Origin of the sequence: Lysobacter sp. FW306-1B-D06B (assembly GCF_038446665.1) — a bacterium.
In the GTDB taxonomy this organism is placed as follows: domain Bacteria; phylum Pseudomonadota; class Gammaproteobacteria; order Xanthomonadales; family Xanthomonadaceae; genus Lysobacter_J.
Genome location: NZ_CP151802.1, coordinates 2,526,980 through 2,538,813 on the forward strand (window position 1 = coordinate 2,526,980; position 11,834 = coordinate 2,538,813).

General features: G+C 69.0%; 15 protein-coding genes and 1 tRNA gene. All 16 read right to left on the reverse strand.

Translation table 11 applies throughout. The annotated features are described in order from the left end of the window. Positions 1–18: 18 nt before the first annotated feature. The 16 genes from AAFF32_RS11625 to AAFF32_RS11700 all read right to left on the reverse strand — a co-directional run bounded on the left by AAFF32_RS11625 (position 19) and on the right by AAFF32_RS11700 (position 11,739). Positions 19–690, reverse strand: coding sequence for a MarC family protein (locus AAFF32_RS11625; RefSeq protein ID WP_216958271.1), 672 nt, complete (start codon positions 688–690; stop codon positions 19–21). Between the two features lie 10 nt (positions 691–700). Beyond that, entirely contained in the window at positions 701–1,189 is a 489-nt protein-coding gene (locus AAFF32_RS11630; RefSeq protein WP_216958269.1) for a DUF202 domain-containing protein, read from the reverse strand. A gap of 192 nt (positions 1,190–1,381) precedes the next feature. Continuing rightward, a tRNA-Leu gene (locus AAFF32_RS11635) sits at positions 1,382–1,468 on the reverse strand. A gap of 43 nt (positions 1,469–1,511) precedes the next feature. After that, positions 1,512–1,970 carry a DUF2214 family protein gene (locus AAFF32_RS11640; RefSeq protein ID WP_342315258.1) on the reverse strand — a complete coding sequence of 153 codons (459 nt, stop codon included), beginning with the start codon at positions 1,968–1,970 and terminating at the stop codon, positions 1,512–1,514. A 90-nt stretch (positions 1,971–2,060) separates the two neighbouring features. Further along, positions 2,061–2,657, reverse strand: coding sequence for a cysteine dioxygenase family protein (locus AAFF32_RS11645; protein ID WP_216958217.1), 597 nt, complete (start codon positions 2,655–2,657; stop codon positions 2,061–2,063). Between the two features lie 46 nt (positions 2,658–2,703). Then, positions 2,704–3,837 carry a homoserine O-acetyltransferase gene (locus AAFF32_RS11650; RefSeq protein WP_216958215.1) on the reverse strand — a complete coding sequence of 378 codons (1,134 nt, stop codon included), beginning with the start codon at positions 3,835–3,837 and terminating at the stop codon, positions 2,704–2,706. 331 nt (positions 3,838–4,168) lie between these two features. After that, the gene (locus AAFF32_RS11655; RefSeq protein WP_342317266.1) at positions 4,169–5,176 is read right to left on the reverse strand and encodes a tetratricopeptide repeat protein; all 1,008 of its coding nucleotides are present in this window, start codon (positions 5,174–5,176) and stop codon (positions 4,169–4,171) included. An 11-nt stretch (positions 5,177–5,187) separates the two neighbouring features. Then, the gene (locus tag AAFF32_RS11660) at positions 5,188–5,607 is read right to left on the reverse strand and encodes a cytochrome c-type biogenesis protein (RefSeq protein ID WP_342317267.1); all 420 of its coding nucleotides are present in this window, start codon (positions 5,605–5,607) and stop codon (positions 5,188–5,190) included. Positions 5,608–5,636: 29 nt separating this feature from the next. Next, a complete protein-coding gene (locus AAFF32_RS11665) occupies positions 5,637–6,179 on the reverse strand; it encodes a DsbE family thiol:disulfide interchange protein (RefSeq protein WP_342317268.1) in 543 nt (180 codons plus the stop codon). A 50-nt stretch (positions 6,180–6,229) separates the two neighbouring features. Beyond that, on the reverse strand, positions 6,230–8,197 hold the full coding sequence (locus tag AAFF32_RS11670) for a heme lyase CcmF/NrfE family subunit (protein ID WP_342315259.1): 1,968 nt from the start codon (positions 8,195–8,197) through the stop codon (positions 6,230–6,232). Beyond that, positions 8,198–8,677 carry a cytochrome c maturation protein CcmE gene (ccmE, locus tag AAFF32_RS11675; RefSeq protein WP_342315260.1) on the reverse strand — a complete coding sequence of 160 codons (480 nt, stop codon included), beginning with the start codon at positions 8,675–8,677 and terminating at the stop codon, positions 8,198–8,200. Positions 8,678–8,740: 63 nt separating this feature from the next. Then, on the reverse strand, positions 8,741–8,908 hold the full coding sequence (locus tag AAFF32_RS11680; RefSeq protein WP_342315261.1) for a heme exporter protein CcmD: 168 nt from the start codon (positions 8,906–8,908) through the stop codon (positions 8,741–8,743). Further along, positions 8,905–9,672, reverse strand: a complete 768-nt coding sequence (gene ccmC / locus AAFF32_RS11685; protein ID WP_216958208.1) for a heme ABC transporter permease CcmC — start codon at positions 9,670–9,672, stop codon at positions 8,905–8,907. The genes AAFF32_RS11680 and ccmC overlap by 4 nt, the downstream gene beginning before the upstream one ends. A 142-nt stretch (positions 9,673–9,814) precedes the next feature. Then, positions 9,815–10,507, reverse strand: coding sequence for a heme exporter protein CcmB (ccmB, locus tag AAFF32_RS11690; RefSeq protein ID WP_342315262.1), 693 nt, complete (start codon positions 10,505–10,507; stop codon positions 9,815–9,817). Next, positions 10,504–11,154, reverse strand: coding sequence for a heme ABC exporter ATP-binding protein CcmA (gene ccmA / locus AAFF32_RS11695; RefSeq protein WP_216958204.1), 651 nt, complete (start codon positions 11,152–11,154; stop codon positions 10,504–10,506). The genes ccmB and ccmA overlap by 4 nt, the downstream gene beginning before the upstream one ends. A gap of 114 nt (positions 11,155–11,268) precedes the next feature. Further along, positions 11,269–11,739 (reverse strand): DUF3293 domain-containing protein, encoded by a 471-nt coding sequence (locus AAFF32_RS11700; protein ID WP_342315263.1) that lies wholly within the window; start codon positions 11,737–11,739, stop codon positions 11,269–11,271. Positions 11,740–11,834 lie beyond the last annotated feature (95 nt).

The window sequence follows — 11,834 nt, forward strand, 5'->3', positions numbered from 1 at the left end:
AGATCGCGCATCGCGCCGTCAGGTCACGATGCGCAATCCCATCTGCCCCAGCGACATCACGATGAACTGCAGCGCCAGCGCGACCTGCAGGATGCCCAGCACCGCGCCGAGGATCTGCAACACGAGCGGGCCGAAGCCGCGCATCACGGTGCGTGCGAACAGCATCGCCAGCAGGTTCAGCGCCATCACCGCGATCGCCAGCCCGAGCACGGACACCGAACGCTGCATGTCCGCGCTGATCGCCATCAGCACGATCACGGTAGCCACGCCGTAAGGCGTGACCGCGATGGGGAACACCAGGCGCATCAATTGCGGCTCCGGCGGCGCGTCGGCGGGTGGCGTCGGCGGCTCGTATTGCGACAAGACCATCTGCAATGCCACCAGCAGGAACACCAGCCCGGCGGCGAGTTGCATCACGGTCGGCGCGATCTGCCATTTCCGCAGCAGTGACGCGCCCAGGAAGGCGGCCACCAGCACCGCCGCCACCGAGATCGCGAACACTTTCCACGCTATCGCCCGCGCCTGCGCCGGCGGGAGCGCGCGGGTCTGCATGAAGAACGGGCCGATCAGTTTCAACGGTCCCAGCATGATGAAGAAGAACAGGAAGACCTTCGATGCACTCAACGTGTAGGTGTGCGACGCGGCGACGGCCGGGGCGGTCTGCAGGAACGTGAGCAGTTCGATGGGCATGGTCGAAACCTCAGAACAGGAACAACCACACGGCCGTCAGCCCGCCCATGACGAGCAGGCCAAAGCTGGCGACGATCGTGCCCTTCTGGCGCGCCACGTACTGGCCTTTCTCGATGTCTTCCCCGACGCGCCAGTAGCGGTAGATCGACCACACCAGCAGGATCAGCCCCAGCACCACCATCCCGATGCCGGCCTGCCCGCTGTTCTCCAGCAGCGGCCGGGTGCCCTCCGGCGCCTTGCCTTGCTGGATGAGGTAAATGCTGAAGCGATTGAGCGTGATGCCGAAGCCCACCAGCGACACCGTCGTGCGCAGGTAGCTCAGATGCGTGCGTTCGTTGGCCAGGTGCGAGCGCAGGTTCGACACCTGCGTGCGATATACCGACAGCCGCGTGCGGTACATCGACAAGGTCGTCGACGACGTGGCCGCATCGGGCTTGTCCTGGATCTGCGCGGCGAGTTCCGCAGGAAGCGGGGGAGGGGTGGGATCGACGGCACTCATCGGATGCGGCCTCGCGTTTTCGGGAAACGGTGGACGGCGATTGGTGCGATACCGGGCACGCAGGCGCCGGGCCTGCGAACAATGTCGCGCGGTTCGTTAGTGTGGTGTGAGATGCGAACGGCGATCGGATGCTGCCTGCCGACCCGAAGAAAACGAAAAGGCCAGGTCGTAAGACCTGGCCTTTCGAAATCCTGGTGCCGGAAGTGGGACTCGAACCCACACGCTTTTAAGGGCGGCGGATTTTGAGTCCGCTGCGTCTACCGATTCCGCCATTCCGGCGCGGGCGCGCAGTATAGCCGAGGGCGGAGTCGATGGCAGCCGGTTAAAGGCCCAGGCCGCCGTGGCGGGCCATGGCCGCAGCCAGAACGAAGATCGCCGCCAGCAGGAGCAGTTCGAAGCGGACGATGCCGCGCAGCTTGGCGATCTCTGCCGCGTCCGGCACATAGATGGGGTTGGCCGCCAGCGCCTTGCGCCAGCGCAGGAAACGCACCGTCGGCAGGATCGAGAGCAGGCCGACCAGCAAGAAGGCGCCCACCTTGGCGTGGAACCAGGGGTTGTGCAGGTAGAAATCGTGGCCCTTGATGCCGAACGCCACGCGCGCGATGCCGACCACGATCAGCAGCATCGCGCAGATGCCGTAGCCCATGTCGATGCCGGCCAGACGTTGCAGGACCTGGCGGTCGAGCGTGCCGCGCAGCAGGCTGGCTTCGGCCACCAGCATGGCGATGAGGCCGAAGACGAGCAGGTGGTGCAGGGAAGCAAGGACGAAATCGATCAGCACGCGTGGGCGCTCCTGTCGTCGGGAGCGCCCAAGCTACTGCCGCGGGGCGTCGCGGCCAAGGTGCCGAAGGTCAGGACTGTGGCGCGAGGCTCAGTCGACGTCGTCGGTGCACAGCACCTTGGCGACGCGCGAGAACCATTCGCCCTGCTCGGGCATGAAGGTCGCGCACGATTCCATCGGCGCCTTGTAGATGTGCAGCGACACGGCGACGGCGTCGTCGCTGGCGTTGCGGATCGTGTGGTACTCGTGCGGCGGGATCAGGCTGCCGGCGCTGCCCGGGCCGGCGTGCATGCCGCCGGTGGCGCGGAAGCGGAAACGCTCGCCTTCGCGTTCGAGCAGTTCGTACTGGGTGATTTCGAGCTCGCCGTCCCACACGCCTTCCACGCACCACAGGCCGCTGTGGTCGTGCACCGGCGTGCCCTGGCCGGGGCCCCAGGTCATCGCGACCACGCTGTAGCCGTGCTCGCGGCTGCGATAGAGCTCGCGGCGGGCGTAGTGGTCGGTGATGGGTTCGTGCACGCACTCCGGCAGGCGCACGTCGCGGTCGCGGATCATGCTGCACAGCGTGGTGCGCAGCGCGCTGGTGACCGCGTGTTCGTCGCCGTGGCTCACGGCGGCGTCGATGGCGGCGACTAGCTTGTCGTGGCCGGGGAAGTCGAAGTCGGGAAGCGTGTCGGTGGCGTTCATGGGGGCGATTCTATCGCGGCCCCGGCGCGCACTTTCTTGCGTCGCATCAATCCTCGTCGGTACGCGCGCCCTCCGAGGGCGCCTGCAGTGCGTTCAGGAAGTCCGCGACGGCGGGTCCGAACCGGGCGATGTCCACCAGAAACGCGTCATGCCCCTGCGGCGAGGGCAGCGGCAGGAAGGTCGCTTCCGTGCCACCGGCACGAAGGCCGTCGGCGATTTCCTCCTGCTGCTGCAACGGGAACAGGATGTCGGTGTGCACGCCGATCGCCAGCGCCTTCTCCAGCCGGATGCTGGCCAGCCCGCCGCCGTATTCGCCGATGTCGAACCAGTCCATCGAGCGGCTGAGATAGAGGTAGCAGTTGGGGTCGAACCGGCGCACGAAACGGCGCGCGTGGCCTTCCAGATAGCTTTCGACCTCGAACTCCAGTCCGAACGGATCTTCGTCCGCGCGATCGGAATCCAGCCGCACGCGGCCGAAGCGGCCGTCCCACTCCAGCGCGGAGCGGTAAGTGATCACGCCCAGCTTGCGCGCCATGCGCATGCCCGATTCGGGGTAGTGCGCGTCGTCGTACTGGCCGTGGTTCCAGTTCGGGTCCAGGCGGATCGCCTCGCGTTGCAGCGAGCGGATCGCGATGGAGAACGGCAATGCCTTCGCCGCGCCGGAAATGTTGATGTGGTTGCGCGCCAGGCCCGGATGCCGCAGCAGGAACGCCAGCGCGGTCATGCCGCCCATCGAATTGCCGATGAGGCAGGCCAGATGCTCGATGCCCAGGCCGCGCACGAGGTGCGCCGAGGCGTCGGCGCCGTCTTCCACCGACAGGTCGGGGAAGTCGAGGCGATACAGGTCGCCTGTGATCGGGTTGATCGACGCCGGACCCGTGGAACCCTTGCAACTGCCCAGCGAATTCACGCAGATCACGAACCAGCGGTCGCTGTCGATCGGCTTGCCGGGGCCGATCATCGCTTCCCACCATCCGGCTTCCGGATTGGCTTCGTTGCTGGCCGCGTGCGCATCGGGCGAGAGACCGGTGACGATGAGCACTGCGTTGTCGCGCGCGGCGTTGAGCGTGCCCCAGGTTTCGAAAGCCACGCGCGCGCCCTGCAGTTCGCCGCCGCGTTTCATCGGGAACGGGGAGGGCAGGTCGAACCAGCGGGTGCCGGGGGGGATGAATTCGGTCATGGGACAAGCTTAACGGGCAGGGCGCGGATCGGCATCGGTGGAGATGGAGGTCGAGCGTTCCACGTGCGGGAACCTTCGAGGTTCTGTGAGCCCTGTCGGGACTCACCCAATCCGCGTCATGGCGTCATCCCCGCGAAGGCGGGGATCCAACTGTGAAGGCATCACGCGCTTCGGAAAGCGGAGCGCCCGCGGAGCCTTGGAGAGTGCCGCCCTTCGGCGGCCCGAAAGCCCCCGCCTTCGCGGGAATGACGGCTCCTGCACAGACGTCCACTGCACGGAGTGCTCCGCCGACCTCACCCAGCCGCTCTCCCATCGGGAGAGGGGCTGAACATCAAGGACGAACCTGATCGATCACCAGTTCGATCGCGCCGGACTTGCCCGACGGCTTCGCCTTCGCTTCCAGATCGCCCGGCTGCGGCATCGCATTACCGCTGGCCGAGATGCGCGCGAGCACTTCGACCTGATCCAGCTGCGAGAGCTTCATCGTCGGCATCGGGCTGTCGCCGTCGTCGAGCATGACTTCACGCGGGAAATCCGTCGCCGGCAGCTTCTCGACGGCAACCGGCATCGGCGGGCCGCCGGCCTGGCGCGCGATCACGAACAGGCTCGCGTTCGCCGGCACCTTCGCAGCCAGTTCGGGCGCGATGGTTACCTTCACGGTGAGGCCGCCCTGTGCGGGCGCCGACGCAGCAGGCGTCGCCGACGGCGGCAGCGGCGACAGTCCGGCCTCGGCGCGCGCGGCGTCGATCTGCGCGCGCAGCGGTGCCGCGGCCGCCGCATCGACGACGGCGAGCAGCGGCTCCCAGGTCTTCGCCGCTTCGGCCGGTTGCGCGGCCTGACGCTGCGCGATGCCGAGGAACCAGCGCGCGCGCTGATGCATGGGTTGAAGTTCGATCGCCTGGCGCAGCATCGCTACGCCCTGCGCGTCGAAACGGCGCTCCGGCGCGGCGAGGGCGCGCATCTCGGCGGCTTCGGCCAGCAGGTCCGGATCGTCCGGCACCAGCTTCACCGCACGCGCGAGCGCGTCGGCGGCCTTGGCGGCATTGCCTTCGGCGACATACGCGCGGCCGAGCAGGCGCCAGCCTTCGACCTGGTTCGGATCGCGCTTGAGTTCGGCTTCCAGTTGCGCGATGGCGTCGGCCAGCGTCTCGGGCGCGCGACGCTGCGCGAAGTCCAGCGCAGTGGGCGTACCGACGGCGAGGTAGGCCAGCGCCGTCGCCAGCGTCAGCCCCACGATGACCGCGACGCCTGCGACGCGGCGCGTGCGCCACAGCGGTCGCAGCACGTAGGTGAGCGTCAGCACGGCCAGCACCAGGCCGGCGATCACGAAACCCCACATCGCACCGCTCATCACCACTCCTGCTCTTCGTTGCGTTCGTCGGGCGTCGTCGTTGCCGAGCGGCGCGAGCGGTGGCGAACCGCGCCGGCCACGATGAAGCCGCCCGCCAGCAGGACCACCGCCGGGCCGAACCACAGCAGCCACGTCTTGCTTTCCACCTGCGGGCGGTACAGCACGAATTCGCCGTAACGCGCCACCAGGAAGTCCTTGATCTCCGCGTCGCTCTTGCCCTGGCGCATCAGCTGGAGCACTTCGCGACGCAGGTCCACCGCGATCTGCGCGTTGGAATCGGCCAGCGACTGGTTCTGGCACATCACGCAGCGCAGTTCGCTGACCAGCGCGTGGAAGCGCTTTTCTTCCGTCGAGCCGGTGAAGGTGAGCGGCGAGGCGTCGGTGGCGACCTGCGCGAGCGCGGAGCCGGTGCCCAGCATGAGCGCGAAGGCGAGCAGCAGCGCGCGCATCACAGCGGCTTGCCCGCGTCGAGCCGCGCGATCTGCGGCAGCAGCTCGTTTTGGATCACCGCGTCGGTAAGCGGGCCGACGTACTTCCAGCGGATTGTGCCGCCGGCATCGACCAGGAAGGTCTCCGGCGCGCCGTAGATGCCCCAGTCGATCGCGGCCTTGCCCTCGTAGTCGGTGAGGACCATGAAATACGGATTGCCGAACTGTTCCAGCCAGCGCATCGCGTCGGCGTGCTCGTCCTTCCAGTTGAAGCCGACCACGCGCAGGCGCTTGGTCTCGGCGAAACGCGTGAGCACCGGGTGCTCGTCGCGGCAGGCCGGGCACCAGCTGCCCCAGACGTTGAGCAGATACGGCGCGCCGCGCAGGTCCTTGTCGGTGACCAGGCGGCCGGGTTCGTGCAGCACCGGCAGGCGGAACGCGGGCGCGGGCTTGCCGATCAGTGGCGAGGGCAGGGCCTCGCGGTTCGGATTGCGGCTGAGCATCACGCCGGCGAAGAGCAGCACGCCGAGCGCGGCGACGATCACCAGCGGAATCCAGCGCATCGTCGAAGAGCGGTTGCGCGTTGCGTCGCTGTTGGGCGGGGATTCGCTCATCACGCAGGCTCCGGGGTCGGTTCGTTCGCGGGCACCGTGTCGGCTGCGGTGGCGGTGCGGCGGAAGCGCTTGTCCGTCGCGGTCACCAGCCCGCCCAGCATCATCAGCAGCGCGCCGGCCCAGACCCAGCGCACGAACGGCTTGATATGCACGCGCAGGGCCCAGGTATCGCCGCCGAGCGGTTCGCCCAGCGCGACGTACAGATCACGCGTGAAACCGCGCGCGATGGCCGCCTCGGTCATCACCTGGCCGCCGCTGGCGTAGGCGCGCTTTTCCGGATGCATCACGGTCAACGGCTTGTCGTTTTCGAACACGGTGACGGTGCCGCGATCGGCTTCGTAGTTCGGGCCCTGCGAATGCGCGGCGCCGTCGAAGCGGAACGAGTAGCGGCCCAGTTCGACGGTCTGGCCCGGCGCGACCGCCAGCTCGCGCTGCGTCGTCAGGCCTTCGGTCAACAGCGCGCCGACGAGGAACACGGCGACACCGAAGTGGGCGAGCGTCATGCCGAGCATTTCTGCGGTGAAGCGCTGGCCCGTCGTCTGGCTGCGCACGCGCGTCCACACGAATCGCGCCGTGCCGAACAGCACCCACGCCGCACCGAATACACCCGCGGCGACTTTCACCGGCCCCTGCGGCGCCATGAAATACGCGACGGCAGCCAGCACGATCGCCAGCCCCGCCCACGGCAGCAGCATCGCCAGCGGCTTGGACGCCTGCTCGCGCTGCCAGCGCGTGATCGGCCCGAACGGCAGCAACAGCACCAGCGGCGCCATCAGCAAGGTGAACATCAGCGCGAAGTACGGCGGGCCGACCGAGATCTTGCCCAGGTTCAGCGCGTCGGCGAGCAACGGGTAGAGCGTGCCCAGCAGCACCATCGCGCAGGCGGTGGTCAGCAGCAGGTTGTTGGCCAGCAGCAGCGTCTCGCGCGAGCTGACCTCGAACGGCTTGCCGGCTTCGTCGATGGACGGCGCCTTCAACGCATACAGCAGCAGCGAGCCGCCGACGACGATGCCGAGGAAGATCAGGATGAACAGACCGCGCGCCGGGTCGGACGCGAAGGAGTGCACGCTGGTCAGCACGCCCGAACGCACCAGGAAGGTGCCCAGCAGCGACAGCGAGAACGCGGCGATGGCCAGCAGCAGCGTCCAGCCGCGGAAGCTGCCGCGCTTTTCCGTCACGGCCTGGGAATGCAGCAGCGCCGCGCCAGCGAGCCACGGCATGAAGCTGGCGTTCTCGACCGGATCCCAGAACCACCAGCCGCCCCAGCCCAGTTCGTAATACGCCCACCACGAACCCAGCGCGATGCCCAGCGTCAGGAACGCCCAGGCGACATTGGTCCACGGGCGCGTCCAGCGCAGCCAGCGCGAATCGATCTTCCCGTCGAGCAGCGCGGCGATGGCGAAGGCGAACGGCACGGCGAAGCCCACGTAACCGACGTACTGCATCGGCGGGTGGATGATCATGCCCGGGTCCTGCAGCAGCGGGTTCAGGTCGCGGCCTTCCGCGGCGGCGGGCAGCAGGCGCAGGAACGGGTTGCTGGTGAAGATCAGGAAGGCGAGGAAGCCCACGCTCACCAGCCCCATCACGCCCAGCACGCGCGCGACCACGGTCTCCGGCAGGCTGCGCGAGAAGCGTGCGACGGCGCCGGTCCACAGCGCCAGGATCAGCACCCACAGCAGCAGCGAACCTTCGTGCGCGCCCCACACCGCGGTGTAGCGGTACATCAACGGCAGCAGGGAATTGCTGTTCTCGGCGACATAGCGCAGCGAGAAGTCCTGCGTCACGAAGCCGTGCGTGAGAATGACGAACGCGAAGGCCACCAGCGCCAGCTGCGCGTACGCGGCCGGTCGCGCCACCGCCATCCACGGTGCCACGCCGCGCTGCGCGCCGGCCAGCGGCAGCGCCGCCTGCAGCACGGCCACCAGCAGCGCCAGGATCAGCGCGATCTGCCCGATCTCGCCCAGCACTTACTTGGCTTCCTGCGCGGCGGGTGCGACGCCGCCGGGCGCCGCCACGTCGTGCTTCTTGTGCGCCATGCCCATCTTGTCGGCGACTTCCTTGGGCATGTAGTTCTCGTCGTGCTTGGCGAGGATCTGCTCGGCCACGAACACGCCGCCTTCCATGCGACCGGTGGCGACCACGGCCTGCTTCTCGCGGAACAGGTCGGGCAGGATGCCGGTGTAACGCACGGGCAACTTGGCATCGCCGTCGTCGACCAGGAACGAGGCTTCCAGCGAGCCGGGCGCGCGCTTGAACGAATCGGCGGCGACCATGCCGCCCAGTCGGAAGCGCGCGTGCCCGCCGGCTTCGCCGCGCAGCACTTCGCTGGGCGTGTAGAGGTAGGCGATGTTGCGCTGCAGGGCCATCGCGACCAGCGCGGTGGCGATGCCGGCGGCCACGACCAGGGCGATGACCCAGAGCAGACGACGGCGACGGACGGGATTCATCGGGGGCACTCTCGAACGGAAGCGGGCTGGCGGTGGCTGGCGTGCGTAAACGGTGTGGACGGTCTAGCGGGTGAGCTCGGCGTCCTTGCCCGGGCGCGCGGCCTCGCGCGAGGCGCGCAGGCGGGCGCCGCGCAGCTCGCGGCGGATCTGCAGCTTCGTGGCGATGAAATCCCACGTCAGCACGATCACGAACACGGCATAGGCGGCGACGACGTAATTCTGGTAGCTCATGCGCGCCTCTCCTGCGCAGGCTTCCCGCCTGCAAGCGCGGCGACCCAGCCCTTGCCGCTCTCGCGGCGCAGGTTGTCGGCGCGCGCGCGCGACAGCAGGGCGCCCACGAACCACAGCTTGGTGCCGATGATCATCCACACCAGCGGTGCGTACATGCTCGGGTCCATCTTGGACTCGCCGAAGAGGCTGATCGTCTGGCCCTGGTGCAGCGAGTTCCACCACACCACCGAATATCGGATCACCGGCAGCAGCGCCACGCCGACGATCGCCAGCAGGCCGGCGGCGCGCGCGGCGGCGCGGCGGTCGTCGATGGCGTTGTACAGGCCGATCACGCCCAGGTAGAGGAACAGCAGGATGAGTTCCGTCGTCAGGCGCGGATCCCAGTCCCACCAGGTGCCCCACATCGGCTTGCCCCAGATGGACCCGGTGGCGAGCGTGATCAGGGTGAAGGCGGCGCCGATCGGGGCGCAGGCCATGGCGAGGATCTCGCACAGCTTGATCCGCCATACCAGCGCGATGGCCGCGTACAGCGCCATCAGGCCGAACACCGCCATGCTCATCCACGCACTGGGCACGTGGATGTAGAGGATGCGGAAGCTGTCGCCCTGCTGGTAATCGGCCGGCACCTGGAACAGCGCGCCGTACAGGCCCCAGGCCATGACCAGCAGGCCCAGCCCGTAACCCCAGGGCGCCCAGCGCGCGGCGAAGCGGTCGAAGTACGGCGGCGAACCGAGTTTGTGGAACCAGCGGATGATTGGATTCATCGTTTCTCAGCCCACGTCCGGGCGTTCGGTCCGGGCAGTGGCGGGTTGCGGCGGATTGTCGCGTCGGCCGGGTCGGTGGCCTTTGATCTTCCTCAAAGCCCGGCTCGAAGCTCCGTTCGAACCATCGATCGGGCGAACCGGTTCAACTCAGCGCGATCCGGATCGCGGCGGCGGCCGCCAGTGGCGCCAGCACCAGCGCCACGGCGAGCCCGGCTCCGAGCAACAGCAGCGCCCCGATCGGATCCAGCCCCTGCGCCGAGGCAGCCACGCTGCCCGCGCCGAACACCAACACCGGCACGTACAACGGCAGCGCGAGCAAGGCCACGAGTATACCGGAGCGCCGCATCCCGACCGTCAGGGCGGCGACCACGGCGCCGATGAGGCTCAGCAGCGGCGTGCCCAGGGCGAGGGAGGCCATCAGCACCGGCAACTGCTCGCGCGGCAGGTACAGCAGCTCGCCCAGGAACGGCGCGGCGATGAGCAGCGGCAGCGCGGTCGTGGCCCAGTGCATGAACGTGCGCACGCCGACCAGCCAGGCCAGCGGCACCGGCGCCAGCATCCATTGTTCGAGCGAACCGTCCTCGGCATCACCGCGGAACAGCGTGTCCAGCGACAGCAGGCCGGCCAGCAGCATCGACAGCCAGAGCACGGCGGCGGCGACCTTCGCCAGCGCCGTCCGCTCGCCGCCCAGCGCCAGGGCGAACAGCACCACCACCAACAGGGCGAACAGCGCCGGTTGCAGCGCATCGCCGCGTCGGCGCCAGAGCAGGCGCAGGTCGCGGGCGAGCAGGGCGTGGGCCGCGCCGATCAGGCTGGGCATGTTGGACGCGCTCATGCCGCACCGGCCTTGCTCAGCACCAGCATGCGCGTGCGCACCGGTGGCGCGGCGTAGGCGCCGTGGGTGGTGACCAGCGCCGCGCCGCCTTCGCGCAGGTGCGCCTGGACCATGCGATTCACCAGCTCGATGCCTTCCAGGTCGAGGTTGGCGTAGGGCTCGTCGAGCAGCCACAGCGGCGCCGGCGACATCCACAACCGCGCCAGCCCGAGCCGCTTCTTCTGGCCGGCCGACAACTGGCGGGCCAGCGCGTCCTCGTAGCCGGCCAGGCCGACGATCGCCAGCGCGTTCTCGGGCAGTTGCGCCCGGCGGCGGCCCTGCAGGCCGCACAGGAAGTTCAGGTTCTCCATCGCGCTCAGATCGGCCTTCAGGCCGGGAAGGTGGCTCAGGTAGGCGATGGCGCGGGCGCGGCGGGCGTGACCGGCTGGCTGGCCGTCCAGGTCGATCTCGCCGCCGTCGGCGCGCAGCAGGCCGGCCAGCACGCGCAGCAGCGTGGTCTTGCCGGCGCCGTTGTCGCCCTGGACCAGCAGGGCTTCGCCGGCATCGACATTGAAATCCAGCGGTCCGAAAACCGGCTCGTCATTGCGCGCGAAGCGAAGGCCGCGGGCTGCCAGCAGCGGCGGGGCGGGGCGATCGGTGGGCGTCATCGGGCGGCCAGGGACGGCCGGTCGGCCGAGTGCCCGGCATTTTATGCGAGGGGCGCGGGACGCCGCTTGCCGGCGTCGGGCGGACGCCCGCCCACGGCGTTCAGACCGCCTCGCTCAGCCGGCGACCCAGTCGGTGTGCGCGGCATCACGGCCGAGCGGGCGGGGCATGAGCATGCGAAGCCGCACCGGTTCGCCCGCCCGCCAGTGCAGGACGGCCGCCTGGCCGAACTCCAGCGCCAGCCGCAGCAGGGTGTCGTCGTCCAGTCCGACCACCAGCCAGCCCGGCTCGCGCCACTCGCCCGTCAGGTCCTGCGCCCAGGCCGCGTGGCGGATCACGCGCAGGCCGTCGAGCTGCGCCACCAGCAGGGCGTCAGCGGCTTCGTTGGCGGTGTCCGAGCGCGGCTGCGAGGCCGGATTCCAGGCGGTGATGAAGGCGTAGCTCGGCGCGGGCGCGTAGGCTTCCAGATCCAGCGCGGGCTCGCCCACGCGCAGCGGCAGGGAATCGCCGTCCAGCACCACCACGTACTCCGCGGCGGCGTAGGCGGTGGCCAGTTCGGCGGCGTCGACGATCTGCAGCTCGCGCATGGGGGCAGTGTCCTCATCCGATGTGGCGGGTGCAATCGTGGCCCTGCGATGCGCAGATGAGCGTTCGTCATGACGTCGCCGCGCCCGCGTCCTTA